A 21,196-nucleotide genomic window follows, 5' to 3' on the forward strand; every position below is an offset into this window, starting at 1 on the left:
CGGTTTCGGGGATCGGGGCGCAAGTATCGGCGGACGTTTGCGCCCGGTGCAATCGTCGGCGGCACGGCCGTTCGGTTAAGCTGCGGCGCCCGTCTCGTCCCGCCCCGGCCCCGCCTTGTCCAATACGCCCCCCGTTGTCGAACTCGATGCCCGCGCCGCCGCCGGCCGCGACTGGGCGCTGCGCCAGCTCGGGCTCGCCGATGCCCGCTTCGCGCCGGCCTCCGCCGACGCCAGCTTCCGGCGCTATTTCCGCCTCGAATCCGGCGCCGACAGCTGGGTGCTGATGGATGCGCCGCCGGCGCGCGAAGACTGCACGCCGTTCATTCAGGTGGCGCAGCTGCTGCACGAGGCCGGCCTGCACGTGCCGCGCATCGTCGCCCGGGACCTCGCGTCCGGCTATCTGCTGCTGACCGACCTCGGCCGCCAGACCTATCTGCAGCGGATTCGCGAGGGCGGAGCGCAGGTCGACGCCGACGCCCTGATGGAGGATGCGATCGACGCCCTGATCCGCTGGCAGCTCGCCAGCCGCCCGGGCGTGTTGCCGCCGTACGACGCGGACCTGCTGCGGCGCGAGCTGCAGCTGTTCCCGGACTGGTATGTCGCCCGCCACCTGCAGACCGCGACCCGCATCGAGCAGGCCGCCGCGCTCGAAGGCATCGAGCGTCTGCTGGTCGACTCGGCGCTGGCCCAGCCGCGCGTCTACGTGCATCGCGACTACATGCCGCGCAACCTGATGGTGTCGGCCCCGAACCCGGGCATCCTCGACTTTCAGGACGCCGTCGAGGGGCCGCTGACCTACGACGTCGTCTCGCTGTTCAAGGATGCCTTCCTGAGCTGGCCGGCCGAGCGCGTCGAGCGCTGGCGCCGGCTCTATGCCGAGCGCGCGCGCCGGGCCGGCCTGCCGGTCGCCGACGAGGCCGAGTTCGCGCGCCAGTTCGACTGGATGGGCGTGCAGCGTCACCTCAAGGTCATCGGCATCTTCGCCCGCATTCACTATCGCGACGGCAAGGCGCACTACCTGGCCGACGTGCCGCGCTTCATCGGCTACGTGCGCGACGTCGCGCAGCGTTACCGCGAGCTGGCGCCGTTGCTGCGCCTGTTCGACGAGCTCGGCCTGCACGACGGCGCCGCCGCGTGACGGTACGCGCCTTCATCCTCGCCGCCGGCCGCGGCGAACGCATGCGGCCGCTGACCGATGAGACGCCCAAGCCGCTGCTCGAAGCGGGCGGTCAGGCCCTGATCGAACATCAGCTGCGCGGACTGGCCGCGGCCGGCGTGCGCGAGGCCGTCGTCAACCTCGGCTGGCTCGGCGCGCGCATCGCCGGGCGGCTCGGCGACGGTTCCCGTTACGGCCTGCGCATCGCTTACTCCGACGAAGGCTGGCCGGCGCTGGAGACCGGCGGCGCCTTGCGCCGCGCGCTACCGCTGCTCGGCGAGCGGCCGTTCCTGCTCGTCAACGGCGATGTCTACACGGACTACGCCTGGCCGGCGCTGCTGGCCCGGGCCCGGGACTGGCCGGATGCGTGCCGGGCGCACCTGGTGCTGGTGCCGAATCCGGCCCACCATCCGCGCGGTGATTTCACGCTCGCCGACGGCAAGCTCGTCGAACCGCCGGGCGCGGCGCGGCTGACCTTCAGCGGCCTTTCGATCATCGACCCGCGCCTGCTCGACGAGGCTCCGGACGCCGGCGCGTTTCCGCTGGCACCGCTGCTGCGTGCGGCGGCGCGCCAGGGCCGCGTCAGTGCCGAGCTGCACGCCGGCCTGTGGTCGGACGTCGGCACCCCCGAACGCCTGCAGGCGCTGCAGGCCCTGCTGGCGCCCCCCTTGCAGACCGGGCCCGCCGCCCATAAGCCTTGAGACCATGAGCATGAATCCGAGTCCGATGCCCGCCGCCGATTCCGGTCTGCCGTCTGCCGAGCTGCTGCAGGCGCGCCTCGACGTGGCCCTGTCCCATGCGCGCCGCGGCGGTGCGAGCGCCGCCGAAGCCAGCGTTTCGGCGAGCCGCGGCCTGACCGTCAACGTCCGCCAGAAGGAAGTCGAGAGCCTGGAGTTCCAGCAGGACCGCGAGCTCGGCCTGACGGTCTACATCGGCCAGCGCAAGGGCCATGCGACGACCGGCGACTGGAGCGACGCCGGCATCGCGCAGGCGGTCGACGCGGCGCTGGCGATCGCCGCCGCGACCGGCGAGGACCCCTGCAACGGCCTGGCCGATCCGGCGCTGATGGCGCGCGAGTTCCCGGACCTCGATCTCGATCATCCCTGGGATCTGTCGGCCGAGGCGGCCGTCGATCTGGCGCGTGCCTGCGAGGCCGCCGCATTCGCCGCCGATCCGCGCATCACCGGCAGCGAGGGCGCCAGCGTGTCGAGCCATCGCGGCATCTCCGCCTACGCGAACACGCATGGCTTTTTCGGTGCGCGGCGCGGTACGCAGCACAGCCTCAGCTGTGCGGTCGTCGCCAGCGCCGGCGAGGACATGCAGCGCGACTACTGGTACAGCAACGCCCGCGTGCCGGGCGAGCTGATGACGCCGGAGGCGATCGGCGACAAGGCCGGCCGCCGTGCGGCGGCGCGCCTCGGCGCGCGCAAGCTGGCGACCCGGCGCGCGCCGGTGCTGCTGCCGCCGGAGCTGGCGCGCGGCTTCTGGGGTCATTTCACCGGCGCGATCTCCGGCGGCGCGCTGTATCGCAAGGCCAGTTTCCTGGTCGACAAGCTCGGCGAAACCGTGTTCTCGCGCGCCGTCACGTTGCGCCAGCAACCGCAGCTGCGGCGCGGCGCGGCGAGCGCCGCGTACGACCACGAGGGCGTCGCCACGCGCGAGCGGACGCTGGTCGAGCAGGGCCGCCTCGAAGGCTGGCTGCTGTCGAGCTACTCGGCGCGCAAGCTCGGCCTGCAGACGACCGGCAATGCCGGCGGCGTGTTCAACCTCGTCGTCGAGCCGGGCGCGTTCGATCTGCCCGGGCTGCTGCTGGAAATGCGCGAGGGTCTGCTCGTCACCGAGCTGCTCGGTCACGGCGCCAATCTGGTCAGCGGCGACTATTCGCGCGGCGCGGCCGGATTCTGGATCGAGAACGGCGAGATCGCCTATCCGGTCGACGAGCTGACGATTGCCGGCAATCTCGCCGAGATGTTCCGCGGCGTCGTGGCCGTCGGCCGCGATGTCGATCCGCATGCCGGCATCCGCACCGGCTCGGTGCTGATCGACGGCATGACGATCGCCGGGCACTGACGGGCGTGCCGGTGCCCGCCGCGGCTGAGCTTCAGCGCGGCCGCGCGGCGTTCGATCTGCCCCGCGGCGCCAGCGGCGTGACTTTGGCGGAGTCCGGCTCGCCTTCGTGCAGCTCGGCCCAGCGGACGATCTCGATGCGGCCGTTGAGGTCCTCGGCCAGCGCCGTGCAACTCTCGACCCAGTCGCCGCAGTTGTAGTACTGGATGCCGTGGACACGCCGGATCTCGGCGTGGTGGATGTGGCCGCAGATCACGCCGTCGAGCTGCCGCCGGCGGCAGTCGCGGGCCACCGCGTCCTCGAAAGCCGAAACGAAGTTCACCGCGCGCTTGACCTGGTGCTTGGCGTAGGCCGACAGCGACCAGTGCGGCTTGTCGAGTCGGGCCCGGACGCGATTGATCAGCACGTTGGCGCGCAGCAGCGTCTGGTAGGCCGCGTCGCCGGCGACGGCGATGCGCCGGAAATAGCGCGTGATCATGTCGAAGGCGTCGCCGTGCAGGACCAGCAGGCGGCGGCCGTCGGCGGTGTGGTGAATTGCTTCGTTGGCGATCGAGATATTGCCGAAGTGCATCGCGTGGTCGACGTAGCGGCGCAGGAACTCGTCGTGATTGCCGGTGATGTAGTAGACGGCGGTGCCGGCTTCCGCCTTGCTGAGGATCTCGCGCACGACATTGGCGTGCGCCTGCGGCCAGTACCAGCTCTGGTGCAGCTTCCAGCCGTCGATGATGTCGCCGACCAGATAGAGCCGCTCGCAGTCGTGGCGGCGCAGGAAATCGGCGAGGAGCTCGGCCTGGCAGCCGGGCCGCCCGAGGTGGACGTCGGAAACCCACAGCGTGCGATAGCGCATCGTGCCCCCGCTTCCGCCGCGGCCCGGCGCAGGCCGCGTCAGTCTGGGGCGAGCAAGTTCCTTGCCATGCAAGCGCGCGGATAGGGCGGGGCCGGCACCGGCCGTGATGCGCCGCTCACTCGGCGGCGTGCCGTGCGGGCCGGATCAGGCGGTCGCGCGGCGCCGCAGCGGGGTGACCGTCGAGCTCTGGTTGAGGTGGTCGAGTTCGACCCAGCGAATGACATGGATGCGGCCGTTGAAGTCTTCGGCCAGCGCCGTGCAGCTCTCGACCCAGTCGCCGCAGTTGTAGTACGTCACGCCCTCGATGTCGCGCGCATCGGCGTGGTGGATGTGGCCGCAGACGACGCCGTCGAGCTCGCGGCGGCGGCATTCGCGGGCCAGCGATTCCTCGAAGGTCGAGACGATGTTGACCGCCGTCTTGACGTGCTGCTTGGCAAACGCCGACAGCGACCAGTAGCGCATGCCGAGCAGCGAGCGGCCGCGGTTGAACCAGTAGTTGAAGCGCATCGTGCCTTCGTAGAGCGCGTCGCCGGCCAGCGCGATCCACTTGTGGTAGCGCGTGATGACGTCGAAGAAATCGCCGTGCACGACCAGCAGCCGCCGGCCGTCGGCCGTCTCGTGCACGTGCTCGTTGACGAGGCGGATGTTGCCGATTTCGAGCTCGTAGCCGACGAACTTGCGCAGGAATTCGTCGTGGTTGCCGGTGACGTAGAAGACCTGGGTGCCGCGCTTGGCCTTGGTCAGGATCTTGCGCACGACGTTGGTGTGCTCCTGCGGCCAGAACCAGCCGGAACGCAGCTTCCAGCCGTCGATGATGTCGCCGACCAGATACAGCTTCTCGCAGCTGTTGTGCTTGAGGAAGTCGGCGAGATGCTCGGCCTTGCAGCCCGGCGTGCCGAGGTGGACGTCGGAGATCCAGAGCGTGCGGTAGCGGTGCTTGCCGTCGTCGGCAGGCTTGCGGGACTTGGCTTTGCGCGGAGCGTCTTTCATGGCGCGTGCGACTGTCGCGCCGCGCAATGATCCGCAGATTACGACGCGATGAAGCTTTGGTGACGCGGCCGGATGACGGACAAAAAAAGGGCGCGGCGTCGCCGCCGCGCCCCAGGGGAAAAGCGCTGCCTCAGGTGCTCGGCGCCGTCACGAACTTGCCGCCCGTGCACAGCTCGTGCACGTGCATGGCATCGCCGACGTCGACGCTGAGCAGTCCCGGCGTCAGGCCGATCGTGACGCGATCGAAAGCCTTGTGCGACTTCAGGCCGATGAACGCCGGCTGGTCGGCGGTCAGGCCGAGCAGGTCGAGATCGGACTGCGAGTAGGTCGTCGTTTCCTGCTCGGTGTCGCCGAGGTAGGTCGTCACCGAGATCTGGTTGAACAGGCTCAGATCGACGGTCGCGGTCGGGAACGAGACGCCGAACACGGCGAAGGTTCCGGCCGGCACCTGCGACGGGAACACCACCGATTCGTCGACCGAACTGAGCAGGCCGCCGAGCAGGCCGAGCGTGAGGCTGAACGTCGAATAGGTGGCCAGATGGCCGTCGACCGCGTAATCCTTCTCGGTGACGCTGTTCAGCAGCGTCGTCACCGTGTTGCCGCCGAGCAGGTTCAGCAGCGTGCTGAGCAGGCCGCCGACCAGACCGTTCGCGCCGACTTCGGTCGTGACATCGCCGTAGGCCTTGGCGCCCTGCAGGCAGACGAAGTTGCCGCTGATGGTGGTGTCGGTCTGGCCGTCGCCGTCGGTGTCCTCGCCGACCGTGGTCGGCGTGGAACCGTCGTTGGAGCCGAAGCCGCCGTTGTCGCCGCCGTCGTCGACGATGCCGCCGCTCTCGACGCCATCGCCGTCGGCCGAGCAGGCGGCCAGGCCGAAGCTCGTCGCGACCATCGCGGCAAGCAGGGTTTTCTTCAGAAGATCAAACGTGTTCATTACGGGGGACTCCATCGTCCTTAGTTCAGGATGCGCAGTTCGACGCGGCGGTTGAGTTCACGGCCTTCGTCGGTCTTGTTATCGGCGATCGGCTGCGACTCTCCATAGCCCTTGGCCGTCAGCTGCGATTCCGGCACGCCGTGCTCGACGAAGTACTGCATCACGGACTGCGCGCGGCCTTCCGAGAGCTTCTGGTTGTACTCGTCCGAGCCGATGCTGTCGGTGTGGCCGGCGATCTCGACCTGCATGTCCGGATACTTCTTCAGCACGCCGACCGCCCAGTCGAGGATGGTCTGCGCGTCCGGACGCAGGCGCGTCTTGTTGAACTCGAAGGTCACGCCCTTGAGATTGATGACCTTCTCGAACGGGCAGCCGTCGCCGTCGACGCGCGAACCGGCCGGGGTATCCGGGCACTTGTCCTTCTCGTCGACCACGCCGTCGCCGTCGCTGTCGGTCAGGCCGGTCGGCACTTCGACGATCTTGGTCGTCTCGGTCGCCGCCGCCATCTCGATCGCTTTTTCCTTGAACAGCGGGATTTCGATGCCGAGCGCGTAGCGGATGTCGCCGTAGCCGTCGGCGAAGCCGTCGTACACGTAGCGGACTTCACCGCGCAGACGCAGCTGGCCGACCTTGGTGAACGGTCCGGTCACGAAACCGACGCCGCCGTTGGCGAACCAGTCGTAACCGTCGTCTTCGGCGCCGTTCGGGTAGATGTCGTTATAGGTCGCGCCGCCGCCGATCAGGATGAACGGCGTGAAGTGCGAGCGGTCGCCGAAGGCGTAGAACAGGTCCGCGCCGAGGCCGTAGTGGTAGAAATCGGTGCGCAGGGTGTCGCCGGTCTCGAAGGTCTGCGCCCAGCCGTGCAGTTCGTAGCCCCAGCGCTTCTGGCTCTGCCAGCCATAGAGCAGGTCGATGCCGACGCCGCGGTTGATGTCGGCGAGGCCGAAGCTGCGGTCGCTGTCCGGATCGGTGTACAGACCCTGGATGCCGATGTAGCTCGGCGCGACCAGCTCGGTCGTTTCGACCGTCGTCGTGCTGGTGTCGGTGCTTTCGGCGCCGCTTTCCGCGAGCGGGTCGGTGGCGGCGTCCTGCGCGTAAGCCGACGCGGCCGCCAGAACCGCCGCCGCACCCAACAAGCCATATGCAGTCTTCATGAGAACTCCACTGTTCCTTGGGGGATTCCCCCGTTTGCCGGCGGACATCACTGTCCCCGGGCGAACCCGATGCCGGCGTGTGACTTCGTTTGTTGCAACTCCCTGAGCCGAGGGCGTCCCGAATGTTCAGCTGCAAAGAACTCGATGCGCTTCACCGCGGGGCGCTAAAGAAATTCGCACCAATGAGGAGCAAATCTCCCTGGCTTTCGGCCCATTTATGGCCGCTATGTAAATTTTAGATGAAAAGAAGAGCGGCTCAGGTAGGAAAAAGCTGACATTAATGCTGGGAATGCGCCGATAAACATGTTGCAGTGCGATACGGCGCACAAAAGAAAAACCCGCCGCGCGTATCGCGCGGCGGGTTGCTCTCGAACCGCTGGTCTAGAACTGGACGCGGAAGAAAGCTTGGGCGAAATCGCGGTCGCGCAGCAGGTTGTTGTCGCCGCCGCCGAAGAACCAGGTGTAGCCGAGCGTCAGCGACAGGAAGTCCTTGTAGCGGGTTTCGACGTTGGCGATCATCGACTTGCGGCCTTCGACGAAGTTCTCCGCCGGGCCGGGCGAGGTGCCCTTGACGTCCTGCGACCAGACCAGGAACGGCTGCAGGCTGATGCCCGGCAGCACGCTCTCGTACTTGATGATGTTGATCAGGCGATAACCCCACGAGAACTTGTCGACGAAGGCGTCGAGATCGGCCTGGTGCGGGTTGAAGCGCAGGCCGTCGCCGCCGATCGCGCAATACTGGTTGGTCGAGCAGGCCTGGCGCGAGCCGTCGGCGCCGCTGCCGTCGGCGCCGGCCGAGGCATGCAGGTAGACGCCCGGCGCGTCGATCTGCAGGCGATCGAGGCTCGGCAGACCCGGAATCCAGGTCGCGCCGAATTCGCCGACCATCTGGATCTGGTCGGCACCGATGAAGTTGTCGGTGGCGCCGAGCACGCGCGTGAAGCCGAGGTTGAACTGGTAGACCTCGAACTCCTCGAAGCCGCGGATATAGCCCGGGTTCTTGCGGTTCAGCGGCTTGCTGTAGTCGGTGCCCGGATTCTCGCCGACCGTGCCGCCACGGTAAGGGATGATGAAGCTCGGGTACGAGCGAGCCGAGCCGGGCAAATGGCCGACCAGCAGGTTGATCGTATCCGGATGGGACGGATCGACGTCGCTGCTGCCGTAGTACGTGCGCGTTCCGTCCTCCGCCCAGCCGTAGCCGGCGGTCGTGCCGCGGCAGTTGCCCGTGTTGCCGCAGCTGTTGAGCGTCGGGGCGAGCGCCGCGAAGCCGAGGTCGGCGATCGACACCTGCAGCGGCAGGTTCGGGCGATAGGCGACTTCACCCTGGATCGAGTAGTCGCCGATCGAGGTATTGAAGCTCAGGCCGAACAGGTGGATGTTTTCCGGATACTCGAAAAAGACGCGCGGATTGTCGAGTTCGGCGCTGTCCGAGAACGTGGCATTGGGATCGCCGCCGAGCAGCAGGCCCTTGAGCGTTTCGAGGCCGGCGATCGGGTTGCTCAGGGCGCCGAGGTCGCCGAGCACGCCGGGGCGGTTGGCGATCAGCGTCAGGGTGTCGACCGTCAGCTGCTGGCGGGCGTTGGCGTCGGCGACCGCCGGGATATTGCCGCAGGACTGGAAGAAGGTGACGGTGTTCCTGACGCCCGCCTGGTGACTGCACGAGGTCGGCGCCGAGAAGAAGCTGACGTACGGCAGCTTCGAGTGGTAATTCATGAAGTACGCGCCGAACTCGGTGCCGCTGCCGAGGTTCTCCGCGTAGTACTTGAACGCAGCGCCCCACTGGCCCTGATTGCTGGCATCCATGTCGCGCTCGCGCAGCAGCGTGCCGGTGGTCGGCGTGATCAGCGTCAGCGGGTTGTCGAGATAGCCCTTGCGGCTGTTCGCGGTATCGCCGTCGAACGCGCGATACGGATCGTCGGCGGTGGCGCCGAAGCTGAAGTTCACCGAGCGGCCGGCGTTCTTGGTGCCGAGGTCGTTGGTCGCGAAATAGCTGCCCGGCGGCGGCGCGTCGAGCGGCTGCCATTCGAACTGGTAGAAGGCTTCGATCGTCGCGTTGCTGAACGGCTCGATGCTCGCGAAGGCCATGCCGACCGGCGTGAACACTTCCTCGACCTGCGTGCCGACGCGGTACAGGTTGTTGGCGTTGACCGGATTGGCCTGGTTGATGCTGTTGATCGCCAGCAGCGTCGACTCGCCCCAGTTCACCGTCTGGCGGCCGATCTTGAAGCTCAGCTCGTGGTCTTCCCAGCCCGGGATCGGCACGCGGCCGAAGACGTTGATGTCGAGCAGCTGGAAGTCGGTGCCGATCTGGCGCAGCGTCTCGCCGTCGTTGCGCTTGATGCGCTCGCGGGCGCCGGGCCCGTAGACGTGCGTGAAGTAGCGGTTGGCGATCGGATCGCCGGTGCGGCCGACGCGGTCGACGTTTTCCGGCGTGATGATATTCGGATGCGTCTCGGTGAAATCGTTGTTGACGAAGTCATAGAAGTACAGCCACTTCGCGAAGAAGCCGTAGTCCTGCCAGTTCAGCGTGAGGTCCTGGGTGACCTTGGCGACGGCCTGCGTGAGGTCGTGCTTGTCGTAGTTCAGGTTGCCGTCGTCGGCTCGCATCGAGTACTGGCCGCGCATGCGTGCCAGCTGTTCCGCCGGATAGGTCTGCTCGGCGAACAGACCCTGACAGGTCTGGAACTGGCGGCCGCAACCGTTGGGGTCGAGGCTTGCCTTGCCGATGAGATCCTTCGACTGCTTCTCCATGCGCATCGCGGCGCCGAAGCTGGCCGTGGTGTTCAAGGTGCCGGTAACGTCACCGTCGAACAGGTCGAAGCCGAGTGCGAACGCCGGCGCGCTGGCACAGGCCAGGATCAGGCCCGAGCAGCGGACGGTCGCTTTCCATGCGTCCATCAAGTTTTCTCCCCAATTTTGTCCCAGGATTCTGCGCGCCGCGGGCGAGGGACTGCACCGCGGTAATGTTCTGAACGTAGCATGGACGACGGTCAAAAAAAATGGCCGTACGCGTGCGTGCGCGTGGCGCCGCGGCAGTCGCGACGCCACGCGCCGTGTCTGCCTACAGTCCGTGCCGGCGCAGGAAACGCAGGACGGTGTCGGCGGTGCTGCGCGGGTCTTCCTGCATGAAGCAGTGGCCGCCGGGCTGTGTGTGCACTTCGATCGACGGCAGTCGGCGACGCGCGAGACGGGCCGCTCCGGCGACGAACGGATAGGTCTGCTCGCCGTGCAGGAACAGCACCGGGCAGCGCAGTTCGCGCAGGCCGGACCACGGATAGGCCGGGTGATCGAAGATTTCGGCCTCGAGCCATTTCGGGCACGACAGCGCGCGCTCGCCGCCTTCGTCGTGCGTCGCATAGTCAATGAAGCAGTCGAACGCGGCGTCGAGCCAGTCGTGATAGATGCCGCGATCGTGCAAGCGGTCCCAGGCGGCCTGGCGCGACGGCCAGCGGTCGCGCCGGCGGCGCGCGCCGCGCGACAGCGGATTGCGCCGCGTCAGCGCGAGCAGGCGCGTCAGCGCGTACATCGGCCCCGGCATCAGGATCGGGTCGAGCAACACCAGCGCGCGGAACAGGTCCGGCCGGGCGATCGCGGCCAGCACCGTCAGGGCCGCGCCGTAGCTGTGGCCGACGCCGATCAGCGCGCCCGACGGCAGACGCTGTTCGGCGATCACCTGCGGGATGCGCGCGGCCAGCGCCGCAGGGCCGGCGAAACGCTCGGGCGCGGCGCTGTTGCCGTGACCTTCGAAATCGTGGCAGAACAGCCCGTACTCGGCGGCGAGCGGGCGCAGCAGCGGCCAGTAGACGCCGCCGCAGAAGCCGTTGCCGTGCACGAAGTGCAGGGTCGTCGGCGGGCCGTCGTGGCGGCGGCCGCGCAGGATCGGGCCTGCGCCGGCCGATGATTGCCAGGCGCTCAGTTCGTGGAAATGCTCGGGAACGGGGTGGTTCATGGCGGGCCATCGACAGGGGCGCGCAGCCTAGCAAATCGCTGCCGGCTTATGCCGCCCGGCGCTATGCTTAGAGCGCTTATGGCGAGAACGGGAAAATGCCCGGTTCGTCCCCATACTGCAGAGGTCGTTTTCGCCGGAGCTTACGATGTCGTCCGATCTCTTCGCCCTGAATACACAGCGTCCTGCCGAGGCCCTGGCGCTGATCGGCGACTGCCTGCGTAGCGGCGAGCCGGCGATCGTGACCAGCAACTTCCGGCCGTTTGCCGCCGTCATGCTGCATCTGGTGACGCGGGTTGCCCCGGACATTCCGGTGGTCTGGATGGACAGCGGCTACAACAGCGCCGAGACCTACCGGCATGCCGAGGCGCTGCGCCGGCAACTGGGCCTCAAGCTGCACGTCTATACGCCGCGCCGTACGCGTGCGCGGCGCGAAGCGCTCGAAGGGCCGCCGCCGGGCGCCGACGATCCGCGCTTCGACGCGTTCGTGCACGAGGTCAAGCTGGAGCCGTTCGAGCGTGCGCTCGCCGAGTTCAGGCCGAAGATCTGGTTCAACGGCGTGCGGGCCTCGGATACCGCGCAGCGCGCGGCGATGGAGCAGGTCGCGCGCAATGCCGACGGCATTCTCAAGGTGGCGCCGCTGCTGCACTGGACCTCGCGCGAGCTGCACCATTATCTGCAGCAGAACGGCTTGCCGAACAACTGGGACTACGTCGACCCGACCAAGCCCGATCCGGCGCAGGAGTGCGGGCTGCACGTCGCCCATTAGGGAAGGCCTGCATCCCGACGTTATCGCGAGGCCGCGCAACGGCCGTGGCGATCCGGAGGCGCCATCCGGCGTCGTGCGCCGCCGGATGGCTTCGTCGCCCGCGGCGCCTCGCCCTGACGATGGATGCGCTTTTGCAGGGGCTTCCCCGGCGGCGGGGGCGGTGCGCCGCCGCGGCGCTTCAGCGGCGCAGGAAGTCCGCCATCAGCTCACCGGTGCGTTGCGGCGCGTCGAAGTGCAGCATGTGGCCGGCGCCATCGACGAACACCTCCTCGCGTTGCGCGAAGCAGGCACGGCGGGCCTGGCGCTCCTCGGCGCTGATCAAGGCGTGCAGGTTCGAGGCGCCGCCGTCGATGAACAGCGTCGGGGCGCGAATCTGGCGCCAGATCGACATCGACTCGGCGGCGCGGTACAGCGTCGGCATATTGAGGCGATGCCGCGGGTCGGCGAGCAGGCGTACGCGGCCACGGCCGTCGGCGGCGGCCCAGCCGCGGGCGACGAACAGGGCCTGGGGCGGGCTGAGCTGTGGATGCTGGATGCGGATGCGCTCGGCGAGCGCTTCGAAGGAGGCGTAGGTCTTGGCGCGCATCGGCAGGCGCAGCTGCCGCAGCCAGCGGCGATAGCGGTCGGCGGCCAGCGCCGGCGGCATGTCCGGCGTGAACAGGCCGTCGAGCAGGATCAGCCGGTCGACGCGTTCCGGGCGCAGTCCGGCATAGAGGCTGGCCACTTGCGCGCCCATGCTGTGTCCGGCCAGCCAGATCGCTGCCGATTCGCCGGCGTAGTGCTCGACCAGCGCGTCGAGGTCGGCGACGTAATCGGCGAACCAGTAGCCGTCGGCGGGCCACTGCGTGTAGCCGAGGCCGCGCCAGTCGGGCATCAGTACCTGGCAGACCTCGAGCAGCGGCGGCACCAGCGGCGCGAACGTCGCCGAGGCGTCGAGGAAGCCGTGGCCGAGGATCAGCAGCGGACGGTGCGGCTCGCCCCAGCGGCGGACGTGGTAACGGAGGCCGCGGATGCGGATGAACTCGGAGCGACTGGCGGGCACGGCGCGGTGGTCATGGTCATCGGCGAGGCGACAGTATAGAAGGCGTGCGGTGCCGGACCATGGCATCGCTTTTGCCAGCAGATTCGCCGAAACCGAAGAGAGCCATGTCGATCCACGCCGCGTTGCACCACAAGACGATCTATCGCTATGACCGGCGGGTCTCGCTCTCGCCGCAGCTGATCCGTCTGCGCCCGGCGCCGCATACGCGCACCGAGGTGCTGAGCTACTCGCTGAAGGTGCAGCCCGATCCGCACTTCCTGAACTGGCAGCAGGACCCGTTCGGCAACTGGCAGGCGCGCGTCGTCTTCCCCGAGCAGGTGACCGAATTCGAGGTCACGGTCGATCTGGTCGCCAATCTCGCCGTCATCAATCCGTTCGATTTCTTCGTCGAGAAATACGCCGAGACGTATCCGTTCGAGTACGAGCCCGGCCTGAAGACGGAGCTCAAGCCCTACCTGCGTCCGGACCCGGCTGGTCCGCTGCTGGCGCAGTACATGGCCGCGGTGCCGCGCGAGGCGACGTCGATCGTCGACTTCATCGTCGAGCTCAACCGCAAGCTGCAGCAGCACATCGGCTACCTGATCCGCATGGAGCCCGGCGTGCAGACGCCGGAGGAAACGCTGGAAAAGCAGTCCGGTTCGTGTCGCGACTCGTCGTGGCTGCTCGTGCAGATACTGCGCCAGCTCGGCCTGGCGGCGCGCTTCGTGTCCGGCTATCTCATCCAGCTCAAGCCCGACGTCAAGCCGCTCGAAGGCCCGGCCGGTGCCGAGGAGGATTTCACCGATCTGCACGCCTGGGCCGAGGTCTACATCCCGGGCGCCGGCTGGCTCGGGCTCGATCCGACCTCCGGCCTGTTCGCCGGCGAGGGGCACATTCCGCTGTCGGCGACGCCGGAGCCGTCGTCGGCCGCGCCGATCACCGGCCTCGTCGACGAGTGCGAGGTCGAGTTCGGCCACGAGATGGGCGTGACGCGCATCTTCGAGACGCCGCGTGTCACCAAGCCGTACAGCGATGGCCAGTGGCAGGCGATCGATGCGCTCGGCGATCGCGTCGACCATCAGCTGCGTGTCGACGACGTGCGCCTGACGATGGGTGGCGAGCCGACCTTCGTCGCGGCCGACGACCCGCAGGGCGAGGAGTGGAACACCTCGGCCGTCGGTCCGACCAAGTCGAACCGCGCGCTCGATCTGGCCTTGCGCCTGCGCAATCATTACGCGCCGCAGGGCCTGCTGACCTATGGCCAGGGCAAGTGGTATCCGGGCGAGTCGCTGCCGCGCTGGGTCTACACGCTGTACTGGCGACGCGACGGCCAGCCGCTGTGGCGCGCACCGGTCGTCCGGCCCGACGCGGCGCACCCGCCGACCTTGCTGCAGGCCAACCAGTTCACGCTGAGCCTCGCCGAACGTCTCGAAGTCGATCCGCGCAACGTGGTCGAGGCCTACGAGGACGCGCTGCATTACATGGTCCGGGAGCGCAAGCTGCCGATCAATCTCGATCCGACCGACAGCCGCCTGAAGGACCCCGAGGAGCGTGCGCGCCTGACGCAGGTTTTCGAACGCGGTCTCGGCACGCCGCGCGGCTACGCGCTGCCGGTCCAGCGCTGGCAGGCGGCCGCGCGCTGGATGAGCGAGCGCTGGCTGCTGCGCACCGGCAAGCTGTTCCTGATTCCGGGCGACTCGCCGATCGGCCTGCGCCTGCCGCTCGAATCGCTGCCGGCCACGTCGAGCGGCGGCGTGCCGGTGACGTACCCGGCCGATCCGTACTCGGTGCCGGAGTTGCTGCCGGCAACCGATCCGCGCCGCCAGCCGTTCCTGCAGCTGCAGGGTCGCGAGGAGCCGCCAGCGCTGGCCGGCGGCCAGCGCTGGCGGCCGGAGCAGCCGCCGCAGCGCGCGAGCGGCATGTTCCTCAACGGCACCAATGTGCGCACCGCGCTCGCGGTCGAGCCGCGCGAGGGCTGGATCAACGTCTTCCTGCCGCCGGTTTCGCGCACCGAGGATTTCCTCGATCTGGTCGCGGCGATCGAGGACGTCGCCGCCGAGACGCGGCTGCCGGTGCGCATCGAAGGGTATGCGCCACCGCACGATCCGCGCCTCGAGATCCTCAAGATCACGCCCGACCCTGGCGTCATCGAGGTCAACGTGCAGCCGGCCCGCTCGTGGCCGGAACTGCGCGACAACACCATCACGCTGTACGAGGCCGCGTTCCAGGCACGGCTGTCGACCGAGAAATTCCTGATCGACGGTCGTGCGGTCGGCACCGGCGGCGGCAATCACGTCGTCGTCGGCGGCGCGCGCACCGAGGATTCGCCGTTCCTGCGCCGGCCAGACGTGCTCGGCAGCATGATCCGCTACTGGCAGAACCATCCGTCGCTGTCGTATCTGTTCTCCGGCCTGTTCATCGGCCCGACCTCGCAGCACCCGCGCGTCGACGAGGCGCGCGATACGCAGCTCTACGAACTGGAGATCGCGCTGTCGCAGCTGCCGGCCAAGGGTTGGCAGGTGCCGCAGTGGATCGTCGACCGCACGCTGCGCAACCTGCTGGTCGACTTGACCGGCAACACGCACCGCGCCGAGCTCTGCATCGACAAGCTGTACTCGCCGGACAGCCCGACCGGCCGCCTCGGTCTGGTCGAGCTGCGCGGCTTCGAAATGCCACCGCATGCGCGCATGAGCCTCGTCCAGCAGCTGTTGGTGCGTGCGCTGATCGCCTGGTTCTGGCGCGAGCCGTACACGAAGCCGCTGATCCGCTGGGGTACCGCGCTACACGACCGCTGGATGCTGCCGTACGACAACTGGCGCGATCTCGGCGAGGTCGTCGCCGACCTGGGCCGTGCCGGTTTTGCCTTCGAGCACGACTGGTTCGCGCCGCACTTCGAGTTCCGTTTCCCGCGCCACGGCGTGTTCCGCTACGAGGACGTCGAGGTCGAGCTGCGCCACGCGCTCGAGCCCTGGCCGGTGCTCGGCGAGGAGCCGGGCGGCGGCGGCACGACACGCTTCGTCGATTCCTCGGTCGAGCGCCTGCAGATTCGTGCCAAGAACCTGATTCCGGGCCGCTACGTCGTGGCCTGCAACGGTCGGCCGCTGCCGATGCGCGAGACCGGCGTGCGCGGCGAGACCGTTGCCGGGCTGCGCTACCGTGCCTGGCGGCCGTATGCCTGCCTGCATCCGACGATCGGCGTGCACACGCCGCTGGTATTCGATCTGTACGATCGCTGGAGCGGCCGCGCGCTCGCCGGCTGTACCTACCACGTCGCGCATCCGGCCGGCCGCAACTACGACACCTTCCCGGTCAATGCGTTCGAGGCCGAGGCGCGCCGCATCGCGCGCTTCGAGGCGATCGGCCATACGCCGGGCCGTTACGCGCTCGGCGTCGAGAGTCCCAATCCGGACTTCCCGTGCACGCTCGACCTGCGCCGGCCGTAGGGCCGCGCGCGGGCGCGGCGTCGGGCACTGCGCTCAGCGCACCGGGATCGAGGCGACGAACGCGCCCTCCGGCAGCGGGAAGCTGAGCGTCGACATCGGCGTGACGTGGGATTTGGCGATCTTCCAGCGCCCGTCCTCGATCACGTAGGTGTCGCGGTACTCCATCGACAGCTGCGTGACGGTCTTGTCCTGGTTGTTGACCTGCATGAACCACAGTGTCCACTCGCCGGTGGCGCTGCGCTCGTCGATCAGCTCGACCGTCGGATGCTTGCCGTGATGGATGTCGTGCACCAGCCAGGTCCCCTGCGCGGTCCGGGCGGTCGCGATCTGGGCGAAGACCTGCACCAGCGGCTCGCGGTCGCTGAACTTGCCGATGACGCCGTAGTCGATGTCGGCGCCCTCGCGGACGAAGCACTCGCGGAAGGCATCCGGATCCTTGCGGTCGCAGGCACGCCAGTAGCGATACTTCAGTTGCTCGATCTCGTGGATCGCCTCGAGGCGCTGGATGCGGCGCAGCAGGTCGGCGGTTTCAGTGGCGGTCATGCGGTCTCCTCGTGTTCTGGCGCCCGATGTCCGTCCCGGACGCGGCTCGCAAGGACCTTAGCGGGCGTGCCGGATGCCGGCACAGTCCAAACGGATGACGGGGCGAGCGCGGCGATCTTGTTGTTTAGTTTTTCTAAGCATCGAGGCAAGAAAAAATCAATTGTTGCGACGCAGCAAGCGCGCTTTAATACTCCCACGCCAGCCGGATGGCACTTCGAAACGAAGCCTCCCGCTGCCAACGGTCTCCTCCAGATCCCACAAGGGGTCTCTTTAAAGCCACCTGACTCAGGTGGCTTTTTTTTATTCTCCGTCCGGATCACTCTGGATCTTCCTCCGAAGAATCAATGCTCTGCCGAAGTTCAGGCACGGGCGTCGACGGGCGTTGACGGACATCGATGCGGGCTCCGGAGCCGGTGCGCAGCGCTTTGTCCGCGAAGGAAGCCGTAGCCGCGATGGGGCCCTCCGCGCAGCGACACATGCCGGTTTGCATGCACGTTCCTGCGCACAGCTGAGGTTCAACCCAGCTAAACCTCGCTTTCATCGTTTTGTTGATATTGATAATTACTCTCAATAAACTGCGGCGCACGACTCCTTGAGCGTTTACGCCGTGACTGCCGCCGAGACCGTCCTTCCTGCCGCTTCCTTCGCGCGTCGCCGCTTCTGGCTGCGTACGCTGCTCGCCGGTCCGCTGGCTTTCGCGGCTGCGGCGCTGCTGATGCTCGGCGGCACGGCATGGCTGCCGGCCGGGCGTGCGCAGATCGACAACCTCGTGCTGCCGGTCGTGCTGTTCCCGCTGATCTGGACGGCGCTGTTCCTTTACGCCCTGCTCGATGCACGTCTGCTGCGCGCCTACGGCGTCATCGTCGCGCTGCTCGCTCTGCACGGCGCGCTGATCGCCACCCGGCTCTGGAAATAGCCCATGGTCAAGCTGCCGCAAAGCGAAACGAAGAAGCTGCTGGCGATCCACGGCTGGTCGGGCGTATTGCTCGGCCTGCTGCTGTACGCGGTGATCTGCACCGGCGTCGCGGCCGTGTTCGAAGACGAGATCAAGGATTGGTCGAGCGCCTTGCCGACCCGCGCCGCGGCCGAGTTTCCGGCCGGGCTCGACGCCGCGATGCGCCGCGTCGCCGCCGAAACCGATCCGCATTTCCTGCACGATCTGTCGATCTGGCCGGCTGGCGGCGGGCGTCTCAACCTGCTGTTCCACACGCACGAGACCGACGCGAAGGGCAGGCCGGTCGAGCGCGGCGTCGAGTACGAGCTGGACGGCAATACGATGCAGACCGTCGCGCGCCGCGAAGGTCGGCTCGACGATCTCGGCAGCGCTCGCCGTTCGAGCGCGCTCGCCGATTTTCTCGTCGAGCTGCATGTGCGTCTGCATCTGCCGAACCCGTATGGTCTGTTTCTCACCGGCGTGCTCGGGCTGGTGATGATGATCGCCGCTGTCACCGGCTTCCTGATCCACCGGCACCTGATCAAGGAGCTGTTCACGCTGCGCCGCCGGCGCGACAGGTTGCTGACGGCGCGCGACGCGCATGTCGTCGCCGGCACCTGGAACCTGCCGTTCGCGTTCATCCTGGCGTTCACCGGCAGCTTCTTCAGCTTCGCCAGCGCGTTCGCGCTGCCGGCGATGGCGATGGTCGCGTTCGGCGGCGATCGGGACCGGATGTTCGAAACCCTCATCGGCCGGACCGTCGCCGAGGATTCGCGCGCCGCCGCGCCGGCGGATCTCGACGCCGTACTGCGCGACGTGCGGCAGCGCGCCGGCGAGGAGCCGACCTTCATCAGCATCGAGCATTACGGCCGCGTCGACGCCGCGATCACGCTGTTCATGGAGCCGAAGCGCGGCGAGCTGACGCCGATCAGCTACGTCTATTCCGGCGCCAGCGGCGCGTTCCTGCAGGACAAGCCGCTGCTCGGCCTGCAGCCTTCGTTCGGCGGGCAGCTCTACGCGCTGATCGGGCCGCTGCACTTCGGCAACTTCGCCGGGCCGCTGTCGAAGGCCGTGTGGTTTGCGCTCGGCTTCGCCGGAGCGTACGTGACGCTGACCGGGCTGCTCCTGTGGACCCAGCGTCGTGCCGGGCAGCCGGCGTGGCGGCGCATGGGCATCGTCGTGCACTGGGTCGGCTACGGCCTGCCGCTGGCGCTGCTGGCCTGTCCTTACGGTTACTTCATCGCCGTGGCGAGCGGCGCCGACGCCATCACTGCGCAGGCCATCGCTTTCCTCGGCGTGGCGGCGCTGACGTTCGCCGCCGTGCTGCTGCTGCGCCGGCATGACGCGATCCAGCGCGCCGCGCTGCTGGCCAGCGGCGCGGCGATGCTCGGCATGCCGCTGCTGCGTCTGGTCTGCGGCGGGCTCGGCTGGTCCTCGGCGCTACGCGCCGGCATCGTCGTGGTGCCGGCGGTTGATCTCGCGCTGCTGAGTGCGGCGCTGATCTGTCTGCTGCTGGCTGCGCGCTCGATCCGATCCGCACGCGCGCTGCCGGTGCGCGAAGTGCGTGCCGCCGGCTGGGCCCCGGGCGCATGAGCGGCGTCACCTTGCTGGCGATCGCCTGCAGCGCGGCGGTGCTGCTGCTGATCGGGCGCCGCGATCCGAAGCGGCTGCGTGCGGCCGGCCGCTGCGATCTGGCGCCGTACAGCGCCGCGCAGCGCCGCGGACTCGCTGCCGCGGCGCTGCTGCCGGGCCTGCTGCTGGCACTGGCCGGGCAATCGGCCGGCGTCGTGATCTGGCTCGGCGCGAGCGTTGCGCTCGGCTGGCTGCTGACGCAGATGCTGGCCGCCGGCGTCGCCGGGCGCGGCAAGGTCCGGCGCTGAGGCGCCGTGGTGCGGCCATGCGCCGCGCGATTCGCTGCGCTAAGGTCGCGGTCCCCGACGTCGGCTGGAGAACGCGCGTGCTCAAGTCCCACTATCCGCTCTATCTCGCCAATCGCCCGCGTGAAAGCGGGCGGACGCTGGACGTCAGCGACAAGTACTCCGGCGCGCTGGCGACCCGCGTCGCGCTCGCCGACGCGGCGCTGCTCGACGAGGCGATCGCCGCGGCCACCGCCGCTGCGCGGCCGATGGCCGAATGGCCGGCCTACGAGCGCCAGGCGGTGCTCGAACACTGCGCGCGGCGCTTCGAGGCGCGCGCCGAGGAATTCGCGCAGGCGCTGTGCGTCGAAGCCGGCAAGCCGATCCGCGATGCGCGCGGCGAAGTCACGCGCCTGATCGAGACCTTCCGCTATGCCGCCGGCGAAGCGGTGCGCCAGCATGGCGACTATCGGCCGCTCGACATCGGGCCGCGCGCGAAAGGCTACTGGTCGCTGCTCAAGCGGGTGCCGATCGGCCCGGTTTCGTTCATCAGTCCGTTCAACTTTCCGCTGAACCTCGCCGCGCACAAGATCGCGCCGGCGATCGCCGCCGGGTGCCCGTTCGTGCTCAAGCCGGCGAGCGCGACGCCGGTCGGCGCGCTGCTGATCGGCGAGGTGCTCGCCGAAACCGCGCTGCCGGCCGGCGCGTTCTCGATCCTGCCGTGCCGGGCGGCGGACGCCGACGCGCTGGTCCGCGACGAGCGCCTCAAGCTGCTGTCGTTCACCGGCTCGCCGGCGGTCGGCTGGGACATGAAGGCGCGCGCCGGACGCAAGCCGGTGATCCTCGAACTCGGCGGCAACGCCGGCTGCATCGTCGACGAGGGCAGCGATCTCGATTTCGTCGTGTCGCGCCTCGTGTTCGGCGCCTACTACCAGTCCGGACAGTCGTGCATCAGCGTGCAGCGCATCTACGCGCACGCCTCGCTGTACACGGCGCTGCGCGAGAAGCTGACGGCCGCGGTGCGCGCGCTCAAGTGCGGCGATCCGAAGCAGGAGGACACTTTCATCGGGCCGATGATCGCCGAGTCCGAGGCGCAGCGGCTCGAGCGCTGGATCGGCGCGGCGCTGCAGCGCGGCGCGCGGCTGCTGTGCGGCGGCGAGCGGCGCGGGGCGATGCTGTCGCCGGCGCTGCTCGAAAACGTGCCGGCCGATTGCGAGCTGTCGGCGAAGGAGGCGTTCGGCCCGGTCGCGATGCTCGCCGCGTTCGACGATTTCGACGCCGCGCTCGATGCCGTCAACGCCAGCGACTACGGCCTGCAGGCCGGCGTGTTCACGCGCGACCTGGGCCGCATCGAGAAGGCCTGGAACCGCCTCGAAGTCGGCGGCGTCGTGATCGGCGACGTGCCGAGCTTCCGCGTCGATCACATGCCCTACGGCGGCGTGAAGCAGTCCGGGCTCGGTCGCGAAGGCGTGGCCTACGCGATCGAGCACCTGACCGAGCCGCGCCTGCTGGTCGTGCGCTCGCCGGACTGAGCGGCGC

17 protein-coding genes are annotated in these 21,196 nt (G+C 68.5%); 9 read left to right on the top strand and 8 right to left on the bottom strand.

Annotated elements, in window-relative coordinates:
- The first annotated feature begins 115 nt into the window (after positions 1-115).
- The 3 genes from K343_RS0119835 to pmbA are packed head-to-tail and all read left to right on the top strand — an operon-like array spanning position 116 to position 3,226.
- Entirely contained in the window at positions 116-1,138 is a 1,023-nt protein-coding gene (locus K343_RS0119835) for an aminoglycoside phosphotransferase family protein (RefSeq protein WP_028009544.1), read from the top strand.
- Between the two features lie 41 nt (positions 1,139-1,179).
- Positions 1,180-1,857: an N-acetylmuramate alpha-1-phosphate uridylyltransferase MurU gene (gene murU / locus K343_RS0119840; RefSeq protein WP_051278762.1), complete on the top strand. Its 678-nt coding sequence runs from the start codon at positions 1,180-1,182 to the stop codon at positions 1,855-1,857.
- 4 nt (positions 1,858-1,861) lie between these two features.
- Positions 1,862-3,226, top strand: a complete 1,365-nt coding sequence (pmbA, locus tag K343_RS0119845; RefSeq protein WP_154662664.1) for a metalloprotease PmbA — start codon at positions 1,862-1,864, stop codon at positions 3,224-3,226.
- A 31-nt stretch (positions 3,227-3,257) separates the two neighbouring features.
- On the opposite strand, the gene K343_RS0119850 is transcribed toward pmbA, so the two are convergent.
- The 6 genes from K343_RS0119850 to K343_RS0119875 all read right to left on the bottom strand — a co-directional run bounded on the left by K343_RS0119850 (position 3,258) and on the right by K343_RS0119875 (position 11,094).
- Positions 3,258-4,070 carry a UDP-2,3-diacylglucosamine diphosphatase gene (locus K343_RS0119850; RefSeq protein ID WP_028009547.1) on the bottom strand — a complete coding sequence of 271 codons (813 nt, stop codon included), beginning with the start codon at positions 4,068-4,070 and terminating at the stop codon, positions 3,258-3,260.
- A gap of 144 nt (positions 4,071-4,214) precedes the next feature.
- Entirely contained in the window at positions 4,215-5,060 is an 846-nt protein-coding gene (locus K343_RS0119855) for a UDP-2,3-diacylglucosamine diphosphatase (RefSeq protein WP_028009548.1), read from the bottom strand.
- A gap of 130 nt (positions 5,061-5,190) precedes the next feature.
- Positions 5,191-5,991 carry a hypothetical protein gene (locus K343_RS0119860; RefSeq protein WP_028009549.1) on the bottom strand — a complete coding sequence of 267 codons (801 nt, stop codon included), beginning with the start codon at positions 5,989-5,991 and terminating at the stop codon, positions 5,191-5,193.
- Between the two features lie 20 nt (positions 5,992-6,011).
- The gene (locus K343_RS25120; RefSeq protein ID WP_161628931.1) at positions 6,012-7,145 is read right to left on the bottom strand and encodes an OmpA family protein; all 1,134 of its coding nucleotides are present in this window, start codon (positions 7,143-7,145) and stop codon (positions 6,012-6,014) included.
- Between the two features lie 381 nt (positions 7,146-7,526).
- A complete protein-coding gene (locus K343_RS0119870; protein ID WP_028009550.1) occupies positions 7,527-10,043 on the bottom strand; it encodes a DUF1302 domain-containing protein in 2,517 nt (838 codons plus the stop codon).
- Between the two features lie 163 nt (positions 10,044-10,206).
- The gene (locus K343_RS0119875; RefSeq protein WP_051278749.1) at positions 10,207-11,094 is read right to left on the bottom strand and encodes an alpha/beta fold hydrolase; all 888 of its coding nucleotides are present in this window, start codon (positions 11,092-11,094) and stop codon (positions 10,207-10,209) included.
- Positions 11,095-11,239: 145 nt separating this feature from the next.
- On the opposite strand from K343_RS0119875, the gene K343_RS0119880 reads away from it, so the two are divergent.
- Complete coding sequence (locus K343_RS0119880) at positions 11,240-11,860, top strand: phosphoadenosine phosphosulfate reductase domain-containing protein (protein WP_028009552.1); 621 nt, start codon at positions 11,240-11,242, stop codon at positions 11,858-11,860.
- Positions 11,861-12,038: 178 nt separating this feature from the next.
- Here K343_RS0119880 and K343_RS0119885 read toward each other — a convergent pair whose 3' ends face one another.
- Positions 12,039-12,902, bottom strand: a complete 864-nt coding sequence (locus K343_RS0119885) for an alpha/beta fold hydrolase (protein WP_028009553.1) — start codon at positions 12,900-12,902, stop codon at positions 12,039-12,041.
- A gap of 104 nt (positions 12,903-13,006) precedes the next feature.
- On the opposite strand from K343_RS0119885, the gene K343_RS0119890 reads away from it, so the two are divergent.
- The gene (locus K343_RS0119890; RefSeq protein WP_028009554.1) at positions 13,007-16,324 is read left to right on the top strand and encodes a transglutaminase family protein; all 3,318 of its coding nucleotides are present in this window, start codon (positions 13,007-13,009) and stop codon (positions 16,322-16,324) included.
- A gap of 33 nt (positions 16,325-16,357) precedes the next feature.
- Here the strand turns inward: K343_RS0119890 and K343_RS0119895 are convergent, their stop codons facing one another.
- Positions 16,358-16,867: a nuclear transport factor 2 family protein gene (locus K343_RS0119895; protein WP_028009555.1), complete on the bottom strand. Its 510-nt coding sequence runs from the start codon at positions 16,865-16,867 to the stop codon at positions 16,358-16,360.
- Positions 16,868-17,459: 592 nt separating this feature from the next.
- Between K343_RS0119895 and K343_RS23025 the strand changes: the two genes are divergently transcribed.
- The 4 genes from K343_RS23025 to K343_RS0119915 all read left to right on the top strand — a co-directional run bounded on the left by K343_RS23025 (position 17,460) and on the right by K343_RS0119915 (position 21,189).
- Positions 17,460-17,783 (top strand): hypothetical protein, encoded by a 324-nt coding sequence (locus tag K343_RS23025; protein ID WP_245585257.1) that lies wholly within the window; start codon positions 17,460-17,462, stop codon positions 17,781-17,783.
- A 3-nt stretch (positions 17,784-17,786) separates the two neighbouring features.
- Positions 17,787-19,394: a PepSY-associated TM helix domain-containing protein gene (locus K343_RS23030; RefSeq protein WP_051278750.1), complete on the top strand. Its 1,608-nt coding sequence runs from the start codon at positions 17,787-17,789 to the stop codon at positions 19,392-19,394.
- Positions 19,391-19,681, top strand: a complete 291-nt coding sequence (locus K343_RS0119910; protein WP_028009556.1) for a hypothetical protein — start codon at positions 19,391-19,393, stop codon at positions 19,679-19,681. The genes K343_RS23030 and K343_RS0119910 overlap by 4 nt, the downstream gene beginning before the upstream one ends.
- A gap of 77 nt (positions 19,682-19,758) precedes the next feature.
- Entirely contained in the window at positions 19,759-21,189 is a 1,431-nt protein-coding gene (locus K343_RS0119915) for an aldehyde dehydrogenase family protein (RefSeq protein ID WP_028009557.1), read from the top strand.
- Positions 21,190-21,196: the final 7 nt, after the last annotated feature.

Source organism: Solimonas flava DSM 18980, assembly GCF_000426685.1.
Classification (GTDB): Bacteria; Pseudomonadota; Gammaproteobacteria; order Nevskiales; family Nevskiaceae; genus Solimonas; species Solimonas flava.